The sequence below is a fragment of the Microbacterium sp. M3 genome, assembly GCF_033548675.1.
Classification (GTDB): domain Bacteria; phylum Actinomycetota; class Actinomycetes; order Actinomycetales; family Microbacteriaceae; genus Microbacterium; species Microbacterium arthrosphaerae.
The window spans coordinates 178,409-204,065 of sequence record NZ_JAWTZT010000001.1 but is presented as its reverse complement, the minus strand read 5'-3'; the positions used below and the strand labels follow the sequence as shown (position 1 = coordinate 204,065).

The 25,657-nt window shown below is 72.8% G+C and carries 19 protein-coding genes and 2 pseudogenes; 6 read left to right on the top strand and 15 right to left on the bottom strand.

All coding sequences use genetic code 11. From position 1 onward, the window contains the following. Positions 1 to 106: 106 nt before the first annotated feature. Positions 107 to 763, bottom strand: coding sequence for a response regulator (locus R8Z57_RS00895; protein ID WP_318351877.1), 657 nt, complete (start codon positions 761 to 763; stop codon positions 107 to 109). Then, positions 760 to 2,442 carry a sensor histidine kinase gene (locus tag R8Z57_RS00890; RefSeq protein ID WP_318351876.1) on the bottom strand — a complete coding sequence of 561 codons (1,683 nt, stop codon included), beginning with the start codon at positions 2,440 to 2,442 and terminating at the stop codon, positions 760 to 762. The genes R8Z57_RS00895 and R8Z57_RS00890 overlap by 4 nt, the downstream gene beginning before the upstream one ends. Before the next feature lie 191 nt (positions 2,443 to 2,633). Between R8Z57_RS00890 and R8Z57_RS00885 the strand changes: the two genes are divergently transcribed. Genes R8Z57_RS00885 through R8Z57_RS00875 form a run of 3 tightly spaced genes read left to right on the top strand, consistent with a single transcriptional unit; the run spans position 2,634 to position 5,539 of the window. Then, the gene (locus R8Z57_RS00885; protein WP_318351875.1) at positions 2,634 to 4,172 is read left to right on the top strand and encodes a CitMHS family transporter; all 1,539 of its coding nucleotides are present in this window, start codon (positions 2,634 to 2,636) and stop codon (positions 4,170 to 4,172) included. Positions 4,173 to 4,211: 39 nt separating this feature from the next. Beyond that, on the top strand, positions 4,212 to 4,832 hold the full coding sequence (locus R8Z57_RS00880) for a hypothetical protein (RefSeq protein ID WP_318351874.1): 621 nt from the start codon (positions 4,212 to 4,214) through the stop codon (positions 4,830 to 4,832). Beyond that, positions 4,829 to 5,539 (top strand): NAD-dependent deacylase, encoded by a 711-nt coding sequence (locus tag R8Z57_RS00875; RefSeq protein WP_318351873.1) that lies wholly within the window; start codon positions 4,829 to 4,831, stop codon positions 5,537 to 5,539. The genes R8Z57_RS00880 and R8Z57_RS00875 overlap by 4 nt, the downstream gene beginning before the upstream one ends. Before the next feature lie 58 nt (positions 5,540 to 5,597). Here R8Z57_RS00875 and R8Z57_RS00870 read toward each other — a convergent pair whose 3' ends face one another. The 7 genes and pseudogenes from R8Z57_RS00870 to R8Z57_RS00840 form a co-directional block, all read right to left on the bottom strand. Next, positions 5,598 to 6,872 carry an ABC transporter permease subunit gene (locus tag R8Z57_RS00870; RefSeq protein WP_318351872.1) on the bottom strand — a complete coding sequence of 425 codons (1,275 nt, stop codon included), beginning with the start codon at positions 6,870 to 6,872 and terminating at the stop codon, positions 5,598 to 5,600. After that, positions 6,869 to 7,678: an ATP-binding cassette domain-containing protein gene (locus R8Z57_RS00865; protein WP_318351871.1), complete on the bottom strand. Its 810-nt coding sequence runs from the start codon at positions 7,676 to 7,678 to the stop codon at positions 6,869 to 6,871. Before R8Z57_RS00865 ends, R8Z57_RS00870 begins: the two co-directional genes overlap by 4 nt. Positions 7,679 to 7,767: 89 nt before the next feature. Continuing rightward, entirely contained in the window at positions 7,768 to 8,847 is a 1,080-nt protein-coding gene (locus R8Z57_RS00860) for a sugar ABC transporter substrate-binding protein (RefSeq protein WP_318351870.1), read from the bottom strand. A gap of 289 nt (positions 8,848 to 9,136) precedes the next feature. Beyond that, positions 9,137 to 10,384, bottom strand: a complete 1,248-nt coding sequence (locus R8Z57_RS00855; protein ID WP_318351869.1) for an ABC transporter permease subunit — start codon at positions 10,382 to 10,384, stop codon at positions 9,137 to 9,139. Positions 10,385 to 10,590: 206 nt separating this feature from the next. Further along, positions 10,591 to 11,349 (bottom strand): annotated as a pseudogene (locus R8Z57_RS00850) (ATP-binding cassette domain-containing protein); the annotation flags it as partial. 10 nt (positions 11,350 to 11,359) lie between these two features. Next, a complete protein-coding gene (locus tag R8Z57_RS00845; RefSeq protein WP_318351868.1) occupies positions 11,360 to 12,451 on the bottom strand; it encodes a sugar ABC transporter substrate-binding protein in 1,092 nt (363 codons plus the stop codon). Positions 12,452 to 12,460: 9 nt separating this feature from the next. Then, a complete protein-coding gene (locus R8Z57_RS00840; protein WP_318351867.1) occupies positions 12,461 to 13,663 on the bottom strand; it encodes an ROK family transcriptional regulator in 1,203 nt (400 codons plus the stop codon). Between the two features lie 99 nt (positions 13,664 to 13,762). Between R8Z57_RS00840 and R8Z57_RS00835 the strand changes: the two genes are divergently transcribed. Both R8Z57_RS00835 and R8Z57_RS00830 read left to right on the top strand, forming a co-directional pair. Next, entirely contained in the window at positions 13,763 to 15,169 is a 1,407-nt protein-coding gene (locus tag R8Z57_RS00835) for an FAD-binding oxidoreductase (protein ID WP_318351866.1), read from the top strand. Continuing rightward, positions 15,150 to 15,956 carry an alpha/beta hydrolase gene (locus R8Z57_RS00830; RefSeq protein ID WP_318351865.1) on the top strand — a complete coding sequence of 269 codons (807 nt, stop codon included), beginning with the start codon at positions 15,150 to 15,152 and terminating at the stop codon, positions 15,954 to 15,956. The genes R8Z57_RS00835 and R8Z57_RS00830 overlap by 20 nt, the downstream gene beginning before the upstream one ends. A 19-nt stretch (positions 15,957 to 15,975) precedes the next feature. On the opposite strand, the gene R8Z57_RS17405 is transcribed toward R8Z57_RS00830, so the two are convergent. The 4 genes and pseudogenes from R8Z57_RS17405 to R8Z57_RS00815 all read right to left on the bottom strand — a co-directional run bounded on the left by R8Z57_RS17405 (position 15,976) and on the right by R8Z57_RS00815 (position 19,671). Then, a complete protein-coding gene (locus R8Z57_RS17405) occupies positions 15,976 to 16,206 on the bottom strand; it encodes an OST-HTH/LOTUS domain-containing protein (RefSeq protein WP_404810344.1) in 231 nt (76 codons plus the stop codon). Between the two features lie 336 nt (positions 16,207 to 16,542). Next, a pseudogene (locus R8Z57_RS17400) lies at positions 16,543 to 17,217 on the bottom strand (NYN domain-containing protein); the annotation flags it as partial. A gap of 1 nt (position 17,218) precedes the next feature. After that, complete coding sequence (locus R8Z57_RS00820; protein WP_318351863.1) at positions 17,219 to 18,244, bottom strand: Gfo/Idh/MocA family oxidoreductase; 1,026 nt, start codon at positions 18,242 to 18,244, stop codon at positions 17,219 to 17,221. A gap of 41 nt (positions 18,245 to 18,285) precedes the next feature. Further along, positions 18,286 to 19,671, bottom strand: a complete 1,386-nt coding sequence (locus tag R8Z57_RS00815; protein ID WP_318351862.1) for an O-acetylhomoserine aminocarboxypropyltransferase/cysteine synthase family protein — start codon at positions 19,669 to 19,671, stop codon at positions 18,286 to 18,288. 116 nt (positions 19,672 to 19,787) lie between these two features. Here R8Z57_RS00815 and R8Z57_RS00810 point away from each other — a divergent pair, with 116 nt between their 5' ends. Continuing rightward, positions 19,788 to 20,663 (top strand): sulfurtransferase, encoded by an 876-nt coding sequence (locus R8Z57_RS00810; RefSeq protein WP_318351861.1) that lies wholly within the window; start codon positions 19,788 to 19,790, stop codon positions 20,661 to 20,663. Here R8Z57_RS00810 and R8Z57_RS00805 read toward each other — a convergent pair. Continuing rightward, complete coding sequence (locus R8Z57_RS00805; RefSeq protein ID WP_318351860.1) at positions 20,647 to 21,588, bottom strand: NADP-dependent oxidoreductase; 942 nt, start codon at positions 21,586 to 21,588, stop codon at positions 20,647 to 20,649. The genes R8Z57_RS00810 and R8Z57_RS00805 overlap by 17 nt on opposite strands. Positions 21,589 to 21,648: 60 nt before the next feature. Beyond that, the gene (gene hrpA, locus R8Z57_RS00800) at positions 21,649 to 25,605 is read right to left on the bottom strand and encodes an ATP-dependent RNA helicase HrpA (protein WP_318351859.1); all 3,957 of its coding nucleotides are present in this window, start codon (positions 25,603 to 25,605) and stop codon (positions 21,649 to 21,651) included. Positions 25,606 to 25,657 lie beyond the last annotated feature (52 nt).

The following is a 25,657-nucleotide window of genomic DNA, read 5'->3' as shown; positions in this document are numbered from 1 at the left end:
CGGGGGCCGCCGCGCAGCGACCCGCGCGACCCCCGTCGCGGGCCGTCGCCCCGGGCCAACGCCCCGGGGCCAACGCGCCGGGCCGCCCGGGCCGCCGCCTCGGCGCTCAGCGCCGCGCCACGACGTAGCGGTGCTCGGGGCGCCCGGTGCTTCCGTAGCGCAGCCGCACCTCCACCTGGCCGCGCGCCGCCAGTGCGGCGAGATGCCGCTGTGCGGTCGCCCGCGAGATGCCGACGCGATCGGCGACTTCGGCCGCCGACGCCTCCTCGTCGCCGAGGCCGTCGAGGATCAGCTGCTCGGTCGCCGAGCGCGACGCCGTCGCGGGCTCCGCCCCGCCGTGCAGGATCGACAGCGACCGGTCGATCTGCTCCTGCTCGAGCGGCCGGTCGCCGCCGAGCACGTTGCGCATGCGCGCGTACCGGTCGAGGCGATCGGCGAGCGTCCGCGCCTCGAACGGCTTGGTCAGGTAGACAAGCGCACCGACGCGCAGCGCACGACGCACGGTCGCGGCATCCGTCGCCGCCGACAGCACGAACGCGTCGACATCGACCGAGGCGACGAAGTCGACGCCGTCGCCATCGGGCAGGAACGCGTCGACGAGCAGCAGGTCGGGGGTGTGTGCGCGCACGGCTTGACGCGCGGCGCCGAGGGTGTGCACCGGGTCCAGGGCGACGAACCCGGGTCGCCCGGCGACGACGTCGCGGTGGAGGCCGGCGACGCGGAAGTCGTCGTCGACCACGAGGACGCGGATCGGGGTGCTCATCGGGGTTCCTCTCGGTCGGATCCGTCGCCGTCGGGCTCGCGGAGCGCGTGCGGGATGCGTGCGCCGAACACCGCGCCGGCTGCTTCGCCCCCCGCGTCGATGACCCACACGTCGCCGCCGTGCCGCCGCGCCAGGTCGCGCGACAGCGGCAGCCCGTAGCCATGGCCGTGGACCGCGTCGGCCGAGGCCGAGGGGGACGCCGGGCCGTCACCGCCCGAGAACGGGTCGGCGCCGGCGGGAAGGCCCGGGCCGGAGTCGGCGACGGTGACGACCAGCTCGCCCCGGTCGCCGAGGAGCGCGAGCTCGACCCAGCCGGGAGAGGACTCCGCCGCCGAAACGGCGGCGCGGACCGCGTTGTCGACGAGGTTGCCGAGGATCGCGGCGACGTCCTCGGGCTCTGCGACCTCGCCCAGCAGCAGGGTGTCATCCGAGACGCGCAGCGCGACGCCGCGCTCGCGTGCCGACATCGACAGGGCGCCGACGAGCGACTGCAGGAACGGATCCGGCAGCCGCTCGATCCCCTCGACGGCGAAGTCGACGGAGCCGCGCGAGGTCAGGTCGCCGAGGAACGCGCGCGCGTCGTCCGTGCGGCCGGCGTCGAGGAGCCCGGTGGCGACGTGCAGACGGTTCGCGAACTCGTGCCGCTGCACGCGCAACGCCTCCGTCATGGCGCGCACCGTCTCGAGCCGGCCAGCCAGCGCCTCGATGTCGGTGCGGTCGCGCACCACGACGACACGGCCGAGGGAGCGTTCGTCGCGGAGGACCGGCCGCACCTCGATGTACAGCACGCGATCGGCGACCACCGCCTCGACGCCCCCGCCCGCCGCGTCCTTGCCGGTCCCGACGCCGTCGCGCATCGCCTCGAGCACGGTGCCGGCCAGGCCGAGCGCCTCGACGGTGCGGCCGACGGGAGCCTTTAGTCCCAGCATCCGCTCCGCCGCGCGGTTGCACACGCGCACGACGCCCGCGGTGTCGATGGCGATGACCCCGTCGCCGACGCCGTCGAGGACGGCGGCCTGATTCTGCACGAGCGCGACGAGCTCCTCGGGCTGCAGGCCCAGCGTCTGCCGTTCGAAGCGGCGGCGCAGCAGCAGCGTGGCCAGGGTGGCGAGCACCAGCGCCCCCGCGGCAGCGACGGCGATCGTGGTCACGAGTGCGGGCAGGTCGTCGAACACGCTCGCGCGCTCGAAGCCCACGCTCACCTCGCCGACGGGGCGCTCGCCGTCCGGCGGCAGGATGGGCACCTTCGCGCGCGCGGACTCGCCGAGCGTGCCGGTCTCCCAGTCGACGACCTCGTTGCCCTCGAGCACCTCGGCGAACGGCGTCGACACGACCTGCCCGAGCAGGTCCTGATTCGGATGGGCGAGCCGGATGCCGTGGTCGTCGGTGATGACGACGAACAGCGCGTCGGTGCGCTCGGCGACGGCGATGGCGACCTGCTGCAGCGCCCCGTCGCGCAGGTCCTCGTCGTCGGGCGTGCCGGGATCCGCGGAGAAGTCCGCGACGAGGGCGCGGACGTCGGGGTCCTCCGCGACGGTGCGCGCGATGTTGAGGGCGGATGCCTCGGACTCGGCGCGCAGCTGCCGCACCGCCAGCCAGCCGAAGACGGCGACGCAGATCGCGACGACGGCGGTCACCGTCGCCAGCTGGACCAGCAGCAGGCGGGTCGCGAATCGCATGCGTCCTCCTCGCTCGGCGTCCGGGGTCGAGCACAATGCGCAGAACCTACGCTACGCGCATAAGGCGCGGGAATGAGACTTAGCGCGCGCGGCCTCGGCGACGCCTCCTACTCTCGCGGGAACGCATCTCGCTTCCCGCCCGATGCGCGGACCACGCGACGCACCACGCACGACACGACGAAGGAGTCGACATGCACGCGGCACTCCCGATCTTCACGGCGGCCGACGCCGAGACCTACGACACGGCCTTCGTGCCGCCCGAAGGGGTGCTCGTCGCCCTCGGGTTCACCATGGTCCTCGTGTTCATGGCGCTCATCATGACGCGGCGGCTCACCCCCATGGTCGCGCTCATCCTCGTGCCGACGGCGTTCGGCCTGTTCGCCGGCGCGGGCCTCGGCCTCGGCGACATGATCATCGACGCGATCGGCAGCATGGCGCCCACGGCGGCGCTCCTCATGTTCGCGATCATGTACTTCGGCATCATGATCGACGTCGGCCTGTTCGACCCGCTCATCCGCGTCATCACGCGCGTGCTGGGCGAGGATCCGGCGAAGGTCGTGCTCGGCACGGCGATCCTCGCCGGCGCGGTGTCGCTCGACGGCGACGGCTCGACCACGTTCATCATCACGACGTCGGCGATGCTGCCGATCTACCTGCGCCTGGGGATGAGCCCGGTCGTGCTCACCTGCGTCGCCGGCCTCGTCAACGGGACGCTCAACATCGTGCCGTGGGGAGGGCCCACCGTGCGGGCGGCCACCGCGCTCGGCATCGAGCCGACGGACGTCTTCGTGCCGATGCTGCCCTCTCTCGCCGCGGGACTCGTCATCGCGTTCACCTTCGCGTGGTTCCTGGGCCTCGCCGAGCGCAAGCGCATCGGCCTCATCGACACCACGCGCCTGGACGGCGGCTCCGGCGGCGCGGGCGGCGGCACAGCGGGGCGGATCTTCCGCACCCCGGACGCCAAGCCGGGCGCCCGCGCGACGCTGCGCACCGGGAACATCGTGACCGTGGCCGGCGGTCACGGGGCGGTGGCGGCCGCGACCGCGGTCGTCGACCGCGACGACACCGCGATGGCCGACACGCTCCTCGACCCGAACCGCGCGACGCTGCGACCGAAGCTCATCTGGTTCAACCTGGCCCTGACGGTCGCGGTGATGGTGCTGCTCGTGCTCGACCTCTTCCCGCTGGCCTACGTCTTCATGGTGGGCGCGGCGATCGCGCTCCTGGTGAACTTCCGCAAGCTCAAGAGCCAGGCCGACGAGATCGTCGCGCACGCCCCGAGCATCGTCGGCGTCGTGTCCATGGTCCTGGCCGCCGGCGTGCTCGTCGGCGTGCTCAACGGCACCGGGATGGTCGACGCCATGGCGACCTGGATCACCACCGTGATCCCGGCGTCGCTGGGTCCCTTCCTCGCGGTCATCACGGGGGTGCTGTCGATCCCGTTCACGTTCTTCATGTCGAACGACGCGTTCTACTTCGGCATCCTCCCCGTGCTCGCCGAGAGCGCCGCGCACTTCGGCATCGAGCCCGTCGAGATGGCCCGCGCCTCGATCACCGGGCAGCCGGTGCACCTGCAGAGCCCGCTCGTGCCGGCGATCCTGCTGCTGGTCTCGCTCGCGAACGTGAACCTGGGCGACCACCACAAGAAGGTGCTCTGGCGGGCCTCAGTGGTGTCGCTGGCGATGCTGGCGGTCGGCGTCCTCGTCGGTGCGATCCCGCTCGTCGCGTGATGCCGCCGGTGCGGCTGCCGCGGATCCTAGGATGATCGCATGACCAGGGCAGCCGCACCCGACGCCGCCTTCGAGCACCGCAGCTTCGGCGCCCCCGGCGCCGAGCGCACTGTCGTCGTCCTGCGCACCGGGACGGCGACGCTGTCGGATCCTCACCCCGACGTCACCGCCCGCCGCGATGTGCGGATCCTCGCCGTGGCGCTGACCGTCGACGACATCGACGACCCCGCCGCCTACCGGGGCACGACGCCCGCCGAGGCGACCGCCGACGCCATCTCGCAGTTCATCGCGGGGGAGGGGCACGACACCCCGGTCGGGCTCGTCGGGGTGGGCGCGGCGGGTGAACTGGCGATCCTGATCGCCGCGCGGCTGGGCGCAGGCGTCGACCGCCTGGCGCTCGTCGCGGTTCCGCGGCCCGAATCCGAGCTCGGCGGCCACGAGGTCGCCGAGCTGCTCGCGGAGATCGACGCGAAGGCGCTCGTCATGAACGCGGGGTCGGATCCGGATGCCGCGGCCGCCGCGGCGCGGTGGTTCCAGGAGCGACTGTCTTCGGCGCGGGTCGAGATGGTGCCCCGCACGTCTGATCCCGAGGGGCGGCTCATCCTCGCCGACGTGTGGGAGCGCGTGCTCTCGCACGCCGCCCCCGGAACCGTGCGATGACCCGCATCGTCGTCCTGACCGGCGCGGGCATCTCGGCCGAGAGCGGCGTGCCGACCTTCCGCGGACCGGACGGCCTGTGGGAAGGGCACCGGATCGAAGACGTCGCGACCCCCCAGGCGTTCGACCTCGACCCCGGCACGGTGCTGCGGTTCTACGACGCCCGTCGCCGGGCCCTGACGCGCGTCGCGCCCAACGCCGCGCACCGCGCCCTCGCACGGCTGGAGGGCGCACTCGGCGACGGCCTGCTCGTGGTCACGCAGAACGTCGACGACCTGCACGAGCGGGCCGGCAGCCGTAACCTCGTCCACATGCACGGCGAGCTCCGCCGCGCGCTGTGCGTCGCCTGCGGAGCGCGCCCCGAATGGGACGAGGATCTCGCCGGGCGCCCGTCCTGCCCGACATGCGGACAGCGGATGCTGCGCCCCGACGTGGTCTGGTTCGGCGAGATGCCGTACGAGCTCGACCGGATCGAGCAGGCGATCGTCGCCTGCGACGTCTTCGCCTCGATCGGCACGTCCGGCGTCGTGTATCCGGCGGCCGGGTACGTCGCACTCGCGTCGGCGTTCGGCGCGCGCACGGTCGAGCTGAACCTCGAGCCGAGCGACGCCGACGTGCCGTTCGACGATGCGCGCGCCGGCCGCGCGAGCGAGCTCGTGCCGGCCTGGGTCGACGAGGTCATCGCGGCGGAGGCTTCGGCTCGGTCGTGAACGCGCAAGAGCGCCGGGCGGAGGCATCCGTCCGGCGCTCTTGCGTGGTGCGGTGACGCTACATGCGCACTCCGCCCGATCGCACGCGCGAGAGCGCGTCGACCGTGGCGGCGAGGATGAGCACGCCGCCCGTGACGAGCAGGTTGATGCCGGCCGGCAGGTTGAGCAGGCCCAGCCCATTCGTGATGGTCGCGATGACCAGCGCGCCGATCGCCGCGTGCATCAGGCGCCCCTTGCCGCCGAACAGGCTGACGCCGCCGACGACCGCCGCCGCCACGCCCGAGAGGACGATGTCGCGCCCCACGGTCGCGTCGACCGATCCGACGCGGGCGACGCTGAGCAGCGCCGAGAAGACCGCGAGGCTCGAGCAGATCACGAACGCCCACCACTTGATCCAGCGCACCTTGACGCCTGAGCGGCGCGCCGCCTCGGCGTTGCCGCCGATCGCGTAGATGTAGCGGCCGAAGCGGGTGCGGTCGAGGACGAAGGTGCCGATCCAGAGGATCGCAAGCACGACCGGGACGACGATCGGCACGCCGGCCACCTCGACGACGGACTGCCCGCGGTTCTGGTTCAGCACGTACACGACCACGCCGCCGATGACGGCGATCGCGGCGAGCTTGATCCAGACCATGGAGAGCGCGCGGTTGGGTACCCCCGCGCGGCTGCGCCGTGCGCGATCCCAGAACGACGTGCCCGCCGAGATCGCCAGCATGATCACCAGCATCGCCCAGCCGCCCCACACCGGGAGGTTGCCGTTCTGCAGCGCGATGAGCTCGGGCACCTCGAGGCGGAACAGGCCACCCGGGCCGATGATGACGAGCGCGAGCCCCTGGAAGCCGAGGAAGAGACCCAACGTCACCACGAAGGACGGGATGCCGACCCTGGCCACGAAGAAGCCGATCAGCGCACCGGTGAGGAAGCCGAACCCGAAGCCGATCAGGAGCGCGAGCGGCCAGGGCACGCCGAACTGGGCGTTCAGCACCACGAAGAGCGCCATGCCGACGCCGCCGGTGACACCGGCCGACAGGTCGATCTCACCGAGGAGCAGCACGAAGACCAGCGCCATGCCGAGCACGACCAGGGTCGCCGCCTGGTTGAGCAGGTTGGCGAAGTTGCGCTCGGTGAGGAAGTACGGGCTCAGGATCGAGAACAGCGCCCCGAGCACGATGAGGCCGCCGATCGCCGGCAGGGCGCCCATGTCGCCGCCGCGGACGCGCTGCCACCAGGCGCGGAGCTGGTCGCCGAGCCCGCCCTCGACGCCGCTGCCGATGAGGTCGCTCGCCAGCGGGTCGGGCGCGGCCTCGGTGCGGGTGGTCGCGTTGCTGCTCATTCGTCGCCTCCTTCGGTGCGGATGGTGGATGTGTCGACGATCGAGACGCCGGCCGGCGCCTTCGTGCCGGTGATGTAGCCCACGACATCGTCGCGGGTGGTCTCGCTGGTCGGGATCTGCGCGACCATCTGGCCGAGGTAGAGCACGGCGATGTCGTCGGCCACCTCGAACACGTCGGCGAGGTTGTGGCTGATGAGGATCACCGCGACGCCCTGCTCGGAGAGTCGCTTGACGAGGTTGAGCACCTGCTCGGTCTGCGCGACGCCCAGCGCCGCGGTGGGCTCGTCGAGGATCACCACACGCGCCTTCTTGAGCACAGCGCGGGCGATCGCGACCGTCTGTCGCTGGCCGCCCGAGAGGGACGACACCTTCTGGCGGACGGACTTGACCGTGCGCACCGACAGCGATCGCAGCGTGTCGGACGCCTCGCGCTCCATGCGGCCCTCGTCGAAGGTGCCGAACGACAGCTCTTCGCGGCCGAGGAACATGTTCTGCACGATGTCGAGGTTGTCGCAGAGCGCGAGGTCCTGGTACACCACCTCGATCCCGAGGCCGGCGGCGTCGCGCGGGGCGTGGAGGTCGCGGTGCCTGCCGTCGATGAGGACTTCGCCCTCGTCGTAGGGCTGGACGCCCGCGAGCCCCTTGATGAGGGTGGACTTGCCGGCGCCGTTGTCGCCCACCAGGGCGGTGACCTTGCCGGGATGGACCTTGAGATCGACGCCCTTGAGGACGCTGACCGGTCCGAAGGACTTCTTGACGCCGACCAGCTGGATGATCGGCTCGGTGGCGGTGAGTGTGTCTGACATGCTCGCTTCCTTGCGATGACGGCGGTCCGGCGCGAAGGGGCGCCGCGCCTGCGGCGCGACGCCCCCGCGGCCTGTGCCGGCTGGCGTTCTTACTCGGTGACTCCGTACTGCTCGCAGGCGGCCATCACGTCGGGCGTGCACACGTCGTCGTAGGCGGCGTCACCGGCGGCGACGACGTCCTTGACCTTGTCCGGTCCGACAAGGATCGGCGTGACCTGGACGTAGGGAGTGCCGTCCTCGAGCTCGGCGTCCGCCGTGACGTCCTCGCCCTTGAGCAGGGAGACGGCGGTCTCGACCGCGGCCGTGGCCTCGTCCTTGACCGGCTTGTACACCGTGGCGGTCTGCCAGCCGAGCAGGATGTTCTGCAGGCCCGCGACGTTCGCGTCCTGGCCCGACACGGCCACGCCGGTCAGGTTGTTGTCCTGCAGGACCTTGATGACGCCCGCGGCGTTGGTGTCGTTCGCGACCCACACGCCGTCGACCTTCCCGCCGAGCGAGGTCAGCGCCTGCTCGAAGTTGGTCTGCGACTTGGCCTGGTCCCACACCCCCGGAGGCTCGGCGGCCGCCTTGATGCCGGCAGCCTCCATGACCTCGACCGCGCCGTCGTGGAACATCGCGGCGTTGCCGTCGGTCGGGTCGCCGCCCATGTAGACGACGACGGCCGACGCCGGGTCCTTGCCGGCGGCCTCGAGGCCGTCGAGCACGGTCTGGCCCTCCATGCGTCCGACCTCGGTGTTGTCGAACGACACGTAGTAGTCGGCGCCCTCGAAGGGGCGGTCGTAGGCGATGACCGGGATGCCCTCGCTCTTGGCCTTCGCCGCGACGGCCTCGGCCGCGCCCTGGTAGTCGACCAGGAGCATGACGCCACAGCCCTGCGTGAGCTGCTGGTCGGCGATGGTCGAGTACTTGTTGACGTCGCCCTGCGCGTTCTGGATGTCGGCCTCGAACCCGGCCGCCTCCAGGCCTTCCTGGAGGTACTTGCGGTCGAAGTTCTCCCAGCGGGGCGAGGACGCCGCGTCGGGAAGGATCACGCAGGCGCGGCCAGCAGCGTCGCCGCCGCCCTCGGTCGCGCCACCGCCGGTGTCGCCGCTGTTGCCGGCACAGCCGGCCAGCATCACCGCAGCAGCGCCCGTGAGGGCCGCCACCGCGAGGAGTGAAGACTTCTTCATCTTTCGCCTTTCGTCGTTGAAGCGAGCGAGTCCCAGGATCGTCCCCGGGTGTCCATCGCGCTGAGAGCGATCATTCCGATACGGATTCTTGGCGTCAAGTCTTGAACATAACGCTTTGGCAACGCCGGAGAGGTCGCTGCCGACAGGCGCCAGGCGCCGCCAGGCAGAGAGCGTTTACCGGCCGGAAGTCACCGGTCCGCCGGGATCGCGGGCTCCGGGTACGGCTGAGACCGCGAAAACCGTCCTCGGCGACGTGGACGTGTTCGTGAAGTGAAGACAGCGCGTGGCGTCAGGCCCGGCCGGCGGCGGCGCGCGTGCGGCGCGAGAGCGAGTCCACGATGACCGCGAGGACGAGCACGACACCGGTGACCATGAACTGCACCGACGAGTCGAGGTTCAGCAGCGTCAGACCCGACGAGATGGACTGGATCACGACGATGCCGATGAGCGCCGCGTACGCCGACCCCCGGCCGCCGAACAGGCTCGTGCCGCCGATCACGGCGGCGGCGATCGCGTTCAGGTTGACGTCGCCGGTGCCCGAGCTCTGGTTCGCCGAGGCGAGCCGCGCGGCGGCGAGGATGCCGCCGAGCGCGGCCAGCGACGAGCACAGTGCGAACACCGAGAGATAGATCCGGTCCACGCGGATGCCGGCGCGACGGGCCGCCTCCACCGAGCCGCCCACGGCGTACACGGCCCGGCCCCACCGGGTGCGGGTGAGCGCGAAGTCCATCGCCACGACGAGGGCGAGGAAGAACAGGAACATGACGCCCACGCCGCGGTACAGGTTGAGGTACCACGTCGCCGCCAGCAGGAACAGCAGCAGCACCGCACTGCGCACCGCGATCTCGGCGTAGCTCTGGCTGGCGAGGTTCGCCGCCGCGCGGCGGCGCGCACGCCGGAGGCGCGACGCGGTGAAGGCGGCCACCGTCAGCACGGCGACCGCGTACGAGGCCCACACCGGAAGGAACATCTGCTGTGCGAACTGCACCAGCCACGAGTCGAACGGCAGCGCGATCGACCCCGTCTCGCCGAGCACCCAGAGCTGCAGCCCCAGGAACCCGAGCAGGCCCGCGAGCGTGATCACGAAGCTCGGCAGGCCGAAGCGGGTGAAGAGGTAGCCGTAGAGCAGTCCCACGAGGCATCCGATCGCGATGGCCGCGACCAGGGCGAGGATGAGGTTCCATTGCAGCTGCACGAAGGTGACGGCGAGCACGGCGGCCGCCAGTCCCGACACCGACCCCACCGACAGATCGATCTCGCCGACGAGCAGCACGAGCACGACGCCGAGCGCGATCGTGCCGATCGCGGCGCACTGCATCGTGAGGTTGACGAGGTTCTCGCTCGAGAGGAACACGGGGTTCAGCAGCTGGAACACCGTCCAGATCACCGCGATGCCGACCACCACTGGCACCGCGCCCAGGTCGCCGCCGCGGATGCGTGCGACGAACCCGCCCACCGCCTCTCGGACCGCGGGTCCGCTCAGCACGCGCCGCTCCGGCGCCGTGACCTCCGTCACCCGCTCGCCGCCGGCGCTCATCGGCGCCCCTCGCCGGGGGACCGGGGCGTCCGGCGAGGCCCGGGGCGCGGCATCCGGATCACCGTCCCTCCGCTGTCGTCGCGGTCATCGCCGCCGCCGTCGTCGCTCTCGCCCGCGTGGCTGTCGACAGCCGGGGCGGCGGGAGCGGCGTGAGGGCTGCGGTCGCCGGTCGCGGCGACCTCGGGTGCGCGGCGCACCGCCGAGTGGTCCACGGCGCCCGTGATGGCGGCGATGAGCGTCTCGCTCGTGACGTCAGCGACGTTGTAGACGCCGTTGTTGCGGCCGAGCCGCAGCACCACCACGCGGTCGGCGACGGCCATCACGTCGGCCATGTTGTGGCTGATGAGGATCACACCGTGCCCGCGCTCGCGCAGCCGCTCGATGAGGTTCAGCACCTCGGCCGTCTGCGCCACGCCGAGCGCCGCGGTCGGCTCGTCGAGGATCACGACGCGCGGCTCGCCGATGAGCGATCGCGCGATCGCCACCGTCTGGCGCTGACCGCCCGACAGCGCCGCCACCGGCACGCGGACCGAGGGGATCTTCGCCGACAGCTCGCGCAGCAGCGTCCAGGTGCGCCGCTCCATGTCGACCTCGTCGAGCGTGGCGCCGTCGCGGAGCTCGCGCCCGAGCCAGAGGTTCGCGACGACGTCGAGGTTGTCGCACAGCGCGAGGTCCTGGAAGATCGTCTCGATCCCGAGCTCCTGGGCGTCGGCGGGGGAGCCGATGCCCACGGGCTCGCCGTCGAACTCGATGGTGCCGGCATCCGGCGGGTGCACGCCGGCGAGCACCTTGACGAGCGTCGACTTGCCGGCGCCGTTGTCGCCCACGAGGGCGACGACCTCGCCCTCGTTCACCCAGAAGTCCACGTCGGTGAGCGCCCGGACGGCGCCGAACCGCTTGCCGATGCCCCGCATCGTCAGCACGCGTTCGCGCGGGCGTCCCGTCCGCGGCTGCGTCATCGACATCCTCCGGACCCTACCCGATGCCCGCGGCTTCGCACGCATCGGCGTAGGCGGGCGTGCAGATGTCGTCGACCGTCCAGAAGCCGTCGGCCACGACGGTGTCCATGATGTCGTCGACGGTCACCGCCACCGGGTCGAGGAGGGTGGCCGGCGTCCCCTCGATCTCGAGCGGCGCGGTCACCTGTTCGCCGTGCAGGAGCTTGACGGCGACCTCCGCGGCGAGTTCGGCCTGCGGCCGGATCGCCTTGTAGACCGTCATGTACTGGTCGCCGGTGAGGAGCCGTTGGATGGCCGAGAGCTCGGCATCCTGTCCCGTCACGATCGGGAGCGGATCGACGTTCGCCACCCGCAGTGCCGCGATGGCGCCACCGGCCGTGGCGTCGTTGGCGGCGTAGACCCCTGCGATCGCGTCGCCGTGCTGCGCGATCTGCCCCGACACCCACTCCTGCGCCTTCTCGGGGTTCCAGCCCGGGGTGTCGTACTCCGCGAGCACGCGCAGGCCGCTGTCGTCGATGACGCTGTGGGCGCCCTCCTTGAAGAGCGCGGCGTTGCTGTCGGTCGGCGAGCCGTTCACCATCAGGATGCCGCGGCCGTCGTCGCCGTCGCCCACGCCCTCGACGAACGCGGTCGCCTGCAGCACCCCGACCTTCTCGTTGTCGAACGAGATGTAGTACGCCAGATCGCCACCGGCCACGAGCCGGTCGTACGAGATCACCGGGACCCCCTTGGCGTTCGCCGAAGACACGATGCTGACCGCGGCATTGGCGTCGACGGGGTCGAGGACGAGGACGCCGGCACCCGCCGTGAGCGCGGACTCGGCCTGCTGCTGCTGTTTCGCGGCGTCCTGGTCGGCGTTGGCGTACAGCACCTCGTAGTCGCCGAGCTCGGCGACGCGGGCCTCGAACAGGGGCCGGTCGAACGTCTCGTAGCGCGCGGTCTTCGCATCGGGCAGCAGCAGGGCGATGGTGTCGTCGGCGGGCGTCGCACTCGGCGCCGCCGTCCCGCCGCACCCCGCCAGCAGCGAGACCGCGAGCAGGGACGCGGCCACCGCGCTCGCGCGGCGCCCGGGGCGCCGTCGCGGCCGATCCAGTCGCGTACGGGGCATCGGACGAGCTTATGCGGTGATGGGCAGCGACGGTGCCGACGGCAGCTGCGCGTCGACCGTGACGTGATCGAGGGCGATGGCGATCGCGCCCCGGGTCTCGGCCCACTCGCCGAACGACGCCCCGACGATCTCGGGCAGGCCGTCGGCCGAGGGGAGCGCCGTGCGCTCGAGCGAGTGCCGCATCGGCGCCATGAGGATCTCGCCGGCCTGACCGAGCTCACCGCCGACGACGATGATCTCGGGATCGAACAGGTTGCACAGGCTCGCCGCCGCGATGCCGATGTGGCGACCGGCGTCGGCGATGACCCGGCGTGCGGCCCCGTCGCCGGCCTCGGCGGCGTGCAGCAGGTCGCCGAGGCGGTGCATGCCCTCGCTCGGCGGGAAGAGCGACAGCAGCGCCGGGCCGCCCGCGTAGGTCTCGAGGCACCCGCGGTTGCTGCAGCGGCAGATCGGCCCGTGCTCGTCGAGCGTCACGTGCCCGATCTGCCCGGCCTTGCCGTTGACCCCGCGGAACAGGTCGCCGCCGACGACGAGTCCCGCGCTGATGGTGTGGCCGACGCGGATGAACACCGACGAGGCGGCGGAGCGGCCGTTGCCCTCGCGCGCCTCGGCGAGGCCGCCGAGGTTCGCCTCGCTGTCGACGTGGACGGGACGCCCGATGCGCGCCGAGAGGCTCTCAGCGACGTCGACGCCCTCCCAGCCGCGCAGCAGTCCGGGCGTCGAGACCATGCCGGTGCGCGGGTCGATGGGGGCGGGCAGGGCGAGTCCCACTCCGAGCAGATCGGAGAGGGTGCCGCCGAGCGACTCCATCATGTCGCCGAGGAGGAGCGCGAGCCGGTCGAGCTCGGAGTCGTGGCGATGGTCGAGCGGCAGCGGCAGCGACGACTGCGTCACGATGGTGCGCGCGGTGTCTGCGATCGCGATGTGCAGGTGGCGCGAGCTGTAGTGCACGCCGGCGACGAGGCCGAGCCGCCGGGCGAGCGAGACGAGGGTCGCGCGACGGCCGCTGCTGGTGGTGAACGAGGTGTGGAGCAGGCCCGACGCGGTCAGTTCTTTGACGATGTTCGAGACGGTGGCGGGGGAGAGCCCGGTGCTGCCGGCGAGCTCGATCTGGGTCAGCCGGCCGTGGCGCTTCAGCGACTCGACGACGCGCGCGCGATTGGCCTCGCGCAGCGAGGTCTGCGAGCCCGGCGGGGCTTGACGGCGTGCCACAGGTCACACTGTACCCGACCGCCGTTTTCCCAGATCGGGTCTCGGATCTCCTGGCGCCGCGAACGCGCGGGCGTCCTCGGGCATTAGCATCGGTAGGCCATGGACACCGTCGTCGACGCCCTTCGGGCCGTTCTGCCCCCGCTCGCCGTCGCCACCGACGCCGAGACGCTCGCCCGCCACAGCCACGACGACGCGGAATGGGCGCCCTACGGTCTGCCCGCCGCGGTCGTGTTCGCCTCCCGTGTGGACGACGTCGTGGCGACCGTGCGCATCGCCGCCGAGCGCGGCGTCCCCGTCGTGCCCCGCGGCGCCGGCACCGGGCTGTCGGGCGGTGCGAATGCGACGAGCGGATGCCTCGTGCTCTCGCTCGAGCGCATGACCCGGATCGTCGAGGTCGATGCCGCGGAGCGCTACGCGGTCGTCGAGGCCGGCGTGCTCAACGACGACCTGCGCCGTCACGTCGCCGGGCACGGGCTCTGGTACCCGCCCGACCCCGCGAGCCAGGCGATCTCGACCATCGGCGGCAACGTGGCGACCAACGCCGGCGGGATCTGCTGCGTCAAGTACGGCGTGACGCGCGACTACGTCCTGGGCATGACGGTGGTGCTCGCCGACGGCAGCATCGCGAAGCTGGGGCGCACGACGGCGAAGGGCGTCACCGGCTACGACCTGACGGGTCTGCTGGTCGGCTCGGAGGGCACCCTCGCGATCATCGTCGACGTCACGGTCCGGCTGCTGCCGCTGGGCGGGAGGCAGGAGCGCGCCGTCGTCGGCTACTTCCGGACGCTGACGGATGCCGGAGCCGCCGTGGCGGCGGTGACGCGGGCCGGCATCGTGCCCTCGGCCCTCGAGCTGATCGACCGCACGTGCCTGCACGCGGTGGCGCAGTGGCAGGGCTGGGACCTCCCCGAGGAGGCGAACGCCCTGCTGCTGGCGAAGGTCGACGAGCCGGGGGAGCGGGGCGAGGAGCTCGCCGCCGCGCTCGCCGGCCTGTTCCGCGATGCCGGCGGCGACCGTGTCGAACGGGCTGCGGACCCCGCCGAGATCGATCGCCTCTTCGCCGCGCGCCGCCTGGCCTACCCCGCCCTCGAACGACTCGGCCCCGTGCTCACAGAGGACGTATGCGTGCCCCGTCGCGCGGTGCCCGAGATGCTCGCGCGCATCGAGGCCGTTGCGGCGGAGGCCGGCGTCGTCATCGCCAACATCGCCCACGCCGGCGACGGCAACCTCCACCCGCTGATCATCGCGCCCGAGGGCGACGACGAGGCGAAGGCGCGGGCCAAGGTCGCGTTCGACCGCATCGTCGACGCCTGCCGATCACTCGGCGGCACGGTCACCGGCGAGCACGGCGTCGGGCTGCTCAAGCTCCCCGGTGCCGCAGCCGAGCTCAGCCCCGTCGTGCGCGGTCTGCACCGGGCCGTCAAGCACGCCCTCGACCCGGCCGGGATCCTCAACCCCGGCAAGGCCTTCCCGGACGGAGAATCGGATGCCCTCGATCCACGCTGACGACGGTGTGCGGCTGGAGTACGGCGCGCACGGCGACCCGGCGGGTCGGCCCGTCGTGCTGCTGGCCGGATTCAAGGCCGCGGCGGCCAGCTGGCGGTATCAGGTGCCCGCGCTCGCGCATGCCGGCTACCGGGTGCTGAGCGTCGACCTGCGTGGCCACGGTCTCGCCGAGCGCCCGGCGACCGGCGTCGACATGGCGCGGCGCGGGAAGGACGTCGCGAACGTGCTGGACGCGCTCGACCTGCACCGCGCGGTGCTCGTGGGGGGATCGATGGGCGCGAGCACCGTCTGGTCGTACCTCTCGCAGTCCGCAGCGGAGCGCGTCGCGGCGGCGGTGTCGGTGGACCAGACCCCGAAGATGCTCAACACGGCGGACTGGCCGCACGGATTCTACGGCTACGCCGAGGCGAACGCCGACACGTACTTCGCCGACGGGATCCCCGAGACCGGGCACGGCACGCCGCTGTTCCGGCGCGGGCCGAGGCTGCTGCGGCTGCTGCGGGCCATGAAGGGCGCGGAGCGGGAGCTGTCGCCGGGCGAGCTGGCGCTGCTGCACGACCACGCGCGCGCGGACTGGCGCCCGGTCATCGCCGCGACCCAGCTGCCGGTGCTCTTCGTCGCGGGCGCCGAGAGCGAGTTCTGGCCGAGCTCGCACGCCGCCGCGGCCGCTGCCCTGGCACCGCGCGGCGAATCGGCGGTGATCGCGCATGACGGGCACGCGGCGAACATCGAGCAGCCGAAGGCGTTCAACGCCGGGCTGCTCGACTTCCTGGCGCGGGTCGGCTGAACCGGCCCCGGGCGGCGCGCTATTCGCGCAGCCGCACCAGTCGTTCGTGCCCGGTCTCCTCGAGTTCGGCGATCGACTCGCGGGCCTTCACGAAATCGTTGAAGGAGCGGTAGCCGAGGGCCTTCTCGCTGAACGACGGGTCCATCCGGCGCATGTGCGTCTTCACCGCGGAGCTGTGCAGCCACTCCGAGTCGTCGTTCTTGTCGTGGCCCAGTCGCAGGGCGCGTTCGAGCAGTCGCGTGGCGACCACCTGCGGGTCCTCGACCGGCTCCTCGGCCGGCTGCGGCTCGTCGACGGTCTGCGACGGCTCGGCCGGCGCGACGTCCGCACCGGCGGCCACGCTCTGGGATGTCGCGCGCCGGCTGGTGCGCTTCGGCGGCGCGGTGGTGCCGAGCGCCTCCTGGAGCGCGGCCTCGACCTCCGCAGCGGACGGGGCGGCGGCCACGGCCGCGCCGGCGCCCGGGGCGCCCGCACCGGCCGCGGTCGCGGCATCCGTCTCCGTCTCGGTCGCCGAGGCCGCCTTCGCCGTGCCGCGGCGGCCACCGGATCGTGCGGTGCCACCGGCCGCGGGTGCCGCGGCCGTGCCCGTGGCCGCCTTCGCCTTCGTCGTGCGCGTCGCCTTCACCGGCGCCTTCACCGGCGCCTTCTCGGCCTTCTCGGCGGGCTTCGCCGCCTTCGCGGGCTCGCGCACGACGCGCGGAACGCCGGGAAGCGAGTCGTAGGCCTCGAACTCGTCGCAGGCCGCCGCGAGCGACTTCGCGGTGGAGCCGGCCACGCCGACGCCGACGACGTAGCGGCCGAGGCGCTTGCAGCGCTGGGCGAGCGGCACGTAGTCGGAGTCGCCGGCGACGATCACCACGTGCGTGAGATCGGGGAGACGGAACATGTCCTCGACCGTGTCGACCGCGAGGCGGATGTCGGCGCCGTTCTTGGCGTACGCGGCGGCCGGGAACAGCTGCACGAGGTCGACCGCGCGGGCGACGAGCTGCGAGCGGTAGATCGCGTTGACCGGCGACGACCAGTCGGCGTACGCGCGCGTGAGCACCAGCGTGCCGAACGACGCGGCGAAGTCGATGATCGCCCCCACGTCGATCGTCGCCGCCGAGAGGCGCTCGGCGATCTCGGGGTCTGCCGGGTTCTCGGCGATCCGCTGGCGGTCGCGCGAGTACGAGTTCTTGCCGTGCACGCGGTCGTACCACGACATCACGATGTTGTCGAAGTCGAGGTACACCGCGACGCGGGGATCCTGCAGGTCGGGCATCTCATTCCTCCCCGGGGTAGCGCACGCCCACGAGCGCGCGGATCTCGTCGAGCGTGGCCATGATCGCGACGGTCTCGTCGATCGGCAGCACGTCCGAGTCGGTGCGCCCATCGGCGAGGTACCGCTCGGCCGCCAGTGCCTGATACTGCATGCCGCGGCCGGCGATGTCGGAGCGGAACTCCTCGCGGACCGTCCCGTCGGGGCCGACGAGGCGGAACGAGCTCGCGGAGTACCACACGCGGTCGATGTCGATCCTGGCCTCGGTGCCGATGATCGATGCGGTGTTCGGTCCCGCGCCCCGCGACGCCGACAGAGATGTCGACAGGGCGCCGGACGCGTGGGCCATGATGGTCGCCACCTCGGTGTCGGATCCGGCGTCGCCCAGCCGCGCCGAGGCGACGATCGAGAGGGGCTCGCCGAGGATGTCCCACGCGAACGAGACCGGGTAGATCCCGAGGTCGAGCAGGGCGCCGCCGCCGAGCTCCAGCGCGTTGATGCGGTGCGCGGGGTCGGTCGGGAGGAGCTGGGTGTGGTCGGCCATGACCGCGCGCACCTCGCCCAGTGCTCCGGCGGCGACCAGCTCGCGGATGCGCACCATGTGCGGCAGGTACCGGGTCCACATCGCCTCCATCGCGAGCAGCCCGCGCTCGGCGGCCGCGTCGCGGACGGCGGCGGCCTCTGCCGCGTTGAGGGTGAAGGGCTTCTCGACGAGCACGTGCTTGCCGGCCTCCAGTGCCAGGAGCGCGTTCGCGGCGTGCATGGGGTGCGGCGTCGCGATGTAGACGATGTCGACGTCGGGATCGGCGACGAGCTCCTCGTACGAGCCGTGGGCGTGCGGGATGCCGAAATCGGCCGCGAAGGCCTCGGCAGTGTCGCGGCGCCGCGAGCCGACGGCCGCGACCTCGCAGCCGGCCGTGCGCAGGTCGCTGGTGAACGCCCGTGCGATGCCGCCGGGACCGAGGATGCCCCAGCGCGGCGCGGACGATCCTCCGGACGACGACGGGGCAGGGGAGGACGGTGAGGTCATGTCACGAGGCTACTGGTCCGCGCCCCGTCCGCCGCGGACGGCTAGCGGGAAAGGCTCCCGGCCGGCTGCGTCAGTCCGGCGTCCAGCGCGATGGGGTCGAGTGCGCGCGCGAGGTCGGCCACGATGTCGCGCGAGTCCTCGAGCCCGATCGACAGCCGCACGGTGGTGGAGCAGATGTGCGCGTCGGCGAGCTGCGTCGGCGACATGTGGCTGTGCGTCATCGAGGCGGGGTGGGCGACGAGGCTGCGCGCGTCGCCGATGTTGGCGACGAGCCGGACCACGCGCAGGCGCGCGATCAGCTCCTCGACGAGACGGAAGTCGGCCTCGGCGTCGCCGGTGGCATGCACGTCGAAGGCGAAGACCGAGCTGGCGCCGCGCGGCAGGTACGTCTGCGCGGCGGCGTGCCACGGGCTCGACTCCAGGCCGGGGTGATGCACCCGCGCCACGGCGGGGTGCGTCTCGAGGAACCGCGCGACGGCGAGCGCGTTCTCGGTGTGGCGCTGCATGCGCAGGTCGAGGGTCTCCAGGCCCTGCAGCAGCTGGAACGCGTTGAACGCCGACAGCGACGGGCCGAGGTCGTGCACGTACTTGGTCTTCACGAGTGCGATGTAGGGCGAGCCGGTGGCGCCGAACCGCTCGACCAGGCTGCCGTCCGGCACGCGCGGGTAGGTCCGGGTCAGCTGCGGCCAGCGCGCCGCGTCGGCGGTGAAGTCGAAGGTGCCGAGGTCGACGACGACGCCGCCCAGCGACGTGCCGTGCCCGCCGATGAACTTGGTCGCGGAGTGCACGACGATGTCGGCGCCGAAGTCCTTCGCGCGCTGCAGGTAGGGCGTCGCGACGGTGTTGTCGATGACCAGCGGCACGCCCGCCCGGCGCGCCACGGCCGAGACCGCACCGAGGTCGAGCACCTGCGCGATCGGATTCGAGATGGACTCGGCGAACAGGGCGCGGGTGGTGGGACGCACGGCGGCCTCCCAGGCCGCCAGGTCGTCCTGGTCGACGAACGTGACCTCGATGCCCCAGTCGGCGAAGGTGTCCTGCAGCAGGTCGACCGTGCCACCGTAGAGCTGGCGCGCGGCCACGATGTGCTCGCCCTGCTTCGCGAGCGCCAGCAGCGCGACGGCGACGGCGGCCTGGCCCGACGCGACCCCGGCGGCGCCGATGCCGCCCTCGAGCTCGGCGACGCGTCGCTCGAACACCAGCACGGTCGGGTTCGCGGCGCGGCTGTAGATGTTGCCGTCCTTGCGCAGCGCGAACAGCTCCCGCGCCTCGGTCAGTGAGCCGAACTCGAAGCCGTTGGACTGGTGGATCGAGGGGACGGCGGTGTTCTCGGCGACGGACGAATCGAACCCGGCCTGCACCTGCGCCGTCGCGAACGAGCGGGGGGCGGCGGAGGGCGCGGCGGCGTCGCGGACCGATTCAGACATAAGAAGCATTGTCGATCCGTGATGCCCCGCACCGTGCGTCGTGTGTCGAACTGTTGCGGCCCGCGACGGCGGAGGGAATTCCGGAGCACCGGCCCCCGGCGGGCGAGAATGGACCGGTGGCGCAGCTGATCACCCCCGCAGACCTCGACGACCTCCTCCGCTCCGACGCCGGCGGGCGCGCCGTGCGCGTGCTCGACGTGCGGTACCGGCTGGACCGGCCGGACGGCCGCGCGGACCACGACGCGGCCCACATCCCGGGCGCCGTCTACGTCGACATGGAGACGGAGCTGTCGCGCCACGGCCGGCCGGAGGAGGGCCGCCACCCGCTCCCCGAGCGCGCCGCGCTGCAGGCTGCCGCGCGACGCTGGGGCATCGACCGGGGCGCGACGGTGGTGGTCTACGACGAGGACCGCGCGCTCGGCGCGTCGCGGGCGTGGTGGCTGCTCACCCGGTCGGGCGTCGCCGACGTGCGCATCCTCGACGGCGGGCTGCCGGCCTGGCGCGCCGCCGGGCTCGCGCTCGAGAGCGGACCCGTCGTCCCCGCGCCGGGCGACGTGTCGCTCGATCCGATCTCCGAGCCGGTGCTCTCGATCGACGACGCCGCAGCCCTCCCGGCCGCGGGCGTGCTGCTCGACGTCCGGGCCGCCGAGCGCTACCGCGGCGAGGTGGAGCCGATCGACCCCGTCGCAGGGCACATCCCGGGCGCGGCGAACCTGCCCACCGGCGCGTACATGGACGGAGAGCGGTTCCGGGATGCCGCCACCCTGCGCGCGCTGTTCGACACGGTCGGCGTCCGGCCGGGGGTGTCGGCCGCCGCCTATTGCGGTTCGGGCGTCACCGCCGCGCAGGCGGTCTTCGCCGCGGAACTGGCGGGACTGGACCTGCGGATCTACCCGGGCTCGTGGAGTCAGTGGTCGAACACGCCCGGGCGCGCCGTCGCGACCGGGGCGACGCCCGACGACGTGACGGGGACGGTCACGGCACCAGCGTGATCTTGCCGTCCACGCCGCTCTCGACGGCGCGATGGGCGTCGGCGGCATCGGCGAGTGCGAAGGACGGACCCAGCTCGACTGCGAAGGCCCCCGCGGCCATGAGCGCGAGGGCGACCGGGACCGCCTCGCTGCGCCACGCCTGCTGCTGCGCCGTGAGCGGCTGGGGCGAGCCGCCCGAGAACGCCCGGATGCCCAGGCCCGCGGCATCCTTCCCCCGTACGAGGGTCGCAACGCGCTGACGGTCGTCGACGAGCTCAAGCGAGACCGCGAGCGCCTCGTCGGTGCCGGCAGCGTCGATCGCGACCGTCACCCCGCGCGGAGCGGCCGCGCGCACGCGGTCGGTCAGTCCCTCGCCGTACGCCACCGGCGCGGCGCCGAGCTCGCGCACGCGGTCGAAGCGCCGCTCGGACGACGTGGCGATCACCGTCGCGCCCCAGAGCACGGCGAACTGGATGATCGCCTGGCCGACCGCGCCGGATCCGCCGTGCACGAGGAGCGTGTCGCCGGCGCCGACGCCGAGCGACCGCAGCGTCTGGTACGCCGTGCCGACCGGGATGCCGAGGGCGGCGCCCTCTGCCGCGCTCACCCGCGACGGGCGGGCGAAGACCTGCGAGGCGGTGACGGCGACCTCGTCCGCGTAGGCGCCGGTGGCGCCCGTGAACACCACGGCATCGCCGGCGCGGAAGCCGTCGACCCCGTCGCCCACCGCCGTCACCACGCCCGCTCCGTCGGCCCCGACGCGGCGGGGCTCGACGATGGGCGCCGAGGGGCGCGCACCGCTGCGCAGCTTGGCGTCGATCGGGTTCACGCCGGCGGCCGCGACGCGGACCAGCACCTCGTCCTCGCCGGGAACCGGATCGGCCACCCTGATCTCGTGGAGGACCTCGGGGTTCCCGAACTCGGTGTACGCGATCGCGCTGGTCATGACGTTTGCCGGCTCCTCTCCGCGGGGCACCGGCCGCTCGGTCGCGGGCCCCCTCGAAGGCTACCCGCGCAGGGCCTTCTGGATCCGCTGGAGCGACACCGGCTCGGCCGTCCCGAGGGACTGGGCGAACAGGCTCACCCGGTACTCCTCGAGGAGCCACCGGACGTGCTCGAGCGGCGCGGGACCGTCTTCGACCGGAGGGATCACCCCGCCCGCATCGGCGAACACCGCCGCCGCGCGCTCGAACTCGGTCATCCGCTGGCGGTCGCGCCCAGGGTTGTCGGAGAGCGTCCGCACGCGGTCGAGAGCCCCGCGCAGATAGCGGGGGAGATGCGTGAGCCGCGCCGTGCCGGTCCGCGAGGCGAACCCGGGGAAGACCAGGCCGGCGAGCTGCCCCTTGATGTCGCCGAGCGCGCCGAGGAGCGTCAGCGAGTTGGCGTCGCGCATCGCCCGCTCCACGTCCCGGGCGCCGCTGAGGATGCGCGCGGCGAGAGACACCGTCTGGAACAGCTCGTCGACGACCACGGCCGAGAACGCGTCGCGCACGGCCTCGAAGCCGGCTCGGGTGCGCACCGGGCGGTCGGGCGCGGTGCGGGCGATGACGGCATCCGCCACCGCCACGCGGCAGTCCTCGATGAGCGCCTTCGCCGACGGATAGGGCGAGGCCGCCAGGGCGAGCTTCTCGGCGGAGGTGAGGTGCTCGAGGACGTAGGCCGCGGGGGAGGCGACCGACAGCAACACGAGCCGGCGCACGCCCGCCGTCGTCTGCCGGAGGGCGGCCTCGGGGGTCGCCTCGATGCGGAGGGCGACCGAGGTGCCCTCGTCGACGAGCGCCGGATACCCGCGGACGACGCCGCCCGCCACCTTCGTGTCGACGACCTCGGGGAGGTCGCCGAAGGTCCAGTCGGTGAGGCCCGTGCGCTCGGCGACGGCTGCCGCACTCCGGTTGCCGGGCGAGGGAGACGCGACCGGGGCGGCAGGCACCCGGCCGGAGGGGCCATCGACGCGGGCGGTCTCGCCCCGGGCGCCGAGCGACCGTGAGACCGATGCGCGCGCCCGGTCGGCGAGCCGCGCCTGCAGCGCGCCGAGATCGCGGTCGGAGCCGACGGTCCGGCCGCGCTCGTCGACCGCGCGGAACGACACGCGCAGGTGCGACGGCACCCGCTCCAGCTCGAAGTCGGCGGCGCTCACGGGCTGGTTCGCCACGCGCTGGATCCGCGCGGCGAGCGCGTCGAGCAGCGCCGTGGGCGGGAGCCCGTGACGTGACTCGGGGCCCTGACCCGCGAGGTCGGCCGCGAACGTCGCCGCCCAGTCGGCCGCAGGCACCACGTGCCGGCGGATCGCCTTGGGCAGCGCCCGCAGCAGGGCCGTGATGAGCTCGTCGCGCATGCCGGGCACCTGCCAGTCGAATCCGTCCGGGCGCAGCTGGGCGAGGAGCGCCAGCGGCACGACGGCCGTGACGCCGTCGTCGGGCGCGCCGGGCTCGAACCGGTACGCGAGCGAGAGCACCTGGTCGCCCTGCGTCCAGCGCGCGGGGAAGTCGCGCTCGTCTCCCCGGGAGGCCTCGTCGACCAGGTCGGCCTCGGTCATGTCGAGCAGGCGCGGCGTGCGGGCCGAGGCATCCTTCCACCAGGCCTCGAACGAGCGCGCATCGAACACGTCGCGGGGGATGCGCGCGTCGTAGAACCGGAACACGGCCTCGTCGCCGACGAGGATGTCGCGGCGGCGCTCGCGCTCCTCGATCTTCTCCAGACGGCGGCGCAGCTCGAGGTTGCGGCGCTCGAACGCGGTCAGCTTCTTGTCGAGGTGCGACGAGTCCCACTCGCCCTCGACGAGCGCATGGCGCACGAACAGCTCGCGCGCGAACGGCCGGTCGAAGCGGGCGAGCTGCACCCGGCGCTTCGGGATGATCTCGAGGCCGAAGAGCGTGACCTTCTCGTAGGCGGATGCCGCACCCGACGCCTTCGACCAGTGCGGCTCGCTGAGCGACCGCTTGGCGAGGTCGCCCGCGAGCGGCTCCGCCCACGCCGGGTCGATCGCGGCCACGGTGCGGGCGAACAGGCGGCTCGTCTCCACGACCTCGGCGGCCATGACGGCGCTCGGGCGCTTCTTCTTCAGGCCCGAGCCGGGGAAGATCGCGAAGCGCGTGCCGCGCGAGCCGAGGTACTCGGCGCCGCGCCGCTGCTCGGCGCGCTCGGAGCGGTCGGCGGCGCCGCGCCCGCGCGCTGCGGAACCGGTGGTGCGCTCGTCGAGGACGCCGAGCTGCGACAGCAGGCCCGACAGGATCGCCTTGTGGATGTCGTCGGGGTCGGCGGTGCCCGCCGCGTCGGCCCGTCCTCGCTCGGAGCCCTTCGCCCGAGGGGCGTTCATGAGCGCGCTCAGCTGGCGGTGCACGTCGGCCCATTCGCGCACGCGCACGTAGTTGAGATGTTCGGCGCGGCAGAGGCGCCGGAAGGCGCTCGAGCCGAGGTCGGCCTGCTTCTCCTGCAGGTGGTTCCACAGGTTCAGCAGGCTCAGGAAGTCGCTGGTGGGATCGGTGAAGCGTGCGTGCAGGCGGTCGGCCTCGTCGCGGCGGTCCTCCGGGCGTTCGCGGACGTCCTGGATCGACATGCCGGCCACGATCGCGAGGACGTCGCGCAGCACGCCCGTGCGCCGCGCCTCGATCAGCATGCGCGCGAAGCGCGGATCGATCGGCAGCCGGGAGATTTCGCGGCCGAGGTCGGTGAGCGTCGGGTGCTCGCGGCCGGTGCGCACCGCGCCGAGCTCCACCAGGAGGTCGAGCGCGGCCTTGACGCCCCGTGAGTCCGGCGGCGTCAGGAACGGGAACGACGAGATGTCGCCGAACCCGAGCGACAGCATCTGCAGGATGACCGACGCGAGGCTCGTCCGCAGGATCTCGGGCTCGGTGAACTCGGGGCGGGCGTCGAAATCCTCCTCCGAGTACAGCCGGATCGCGATGCCCTCGCTGGTGCGGCCCGCGCGCCCCGATCGCTGCTGCGCCGAGGCCTGCGACACCGGCTCGATGGGCAGCCGCTGCACCTTGCTGCGGTTGCTGTAGCGCGAGATGCGCGCCGTCCCGGTGTCGACGACGTACCGGATGCCCGGCACCGTGAGGCTCGTCTCCGCGACGTTCGTCGCGAGGATCACGCGGCGACGGATGCCGGCCACCTGCGATCGTTCGAACACCCGGTGCTGCTCGGCCGCCGACAGACGGCCGTAGAGCGGCAGCACCTCGGTCGGGGCGGCATCCTTCGCGTACATGCCCCGGACCGCGTCGGCGGCGTCACGGATCTCGGCCTCGCCGGGAAGGAACACCAGCACGTCGCCCGCCGCCTCGCGGTCGAGCTCGCGCAGGGCGCCCGTGATGCCGTCGACGTCGTCGGACTCGTCCTCGCCTCTCGCGGGCTTCGCGGGCGGGCGGTAGCGGATCTCGACGGGATAGGTGCGCCCCGACACCTCGATGATCGGCGCCGGGGTGCCATCGGCCCCCGCGAAGTGCTTCGCGAAGCTCTCGGGATCGATCGTCGCGCTGGTGATCACGACCTTGAGGTCGGGGCGCTTCGGCAGGATGCGGTGCAGGTACCCCAGGAGGAAGTCCACGTTGAGCGAGCGCTCGTGCGCCTCGTCGACGATGATCGTGTCGTAGCGGCGCAGCAGCCGGTCGCGGTGGATCTCGTTGAGCAGGATGCCGTCGGTCAGCAGCGCGATGCGCGTGTCTTCCGACACCTTGTCGGTGAAGCGCACCTTGTAGCCGACGGTGGAGCCGAGGGGGACCTGCAGCTCTTCGGCGACGCGCTCGGCGATCGTGCGGGCCGCGATCCGGCGCGGCTGGGTGTGGGCGATGCGGGTCCGGCCGAGCTCGAGGGCGATCTTCGGGAGCTGCGTCGTCTTCCCGGAGCCGGTGGCGCCGGCGACGATCACCACCTGGTGGTCGCGGATGGCGCGCGCGATCTCGTCGCGCGCGGCGCTGACGGGGAGCTCCGGCGGGTAGGAGATGACGGGTTCGGGCGCGGACATAGCCCTCCATCGTATTCCGCGGGAGGGTGGCCGTCGGCCCGTGGCAGCATGA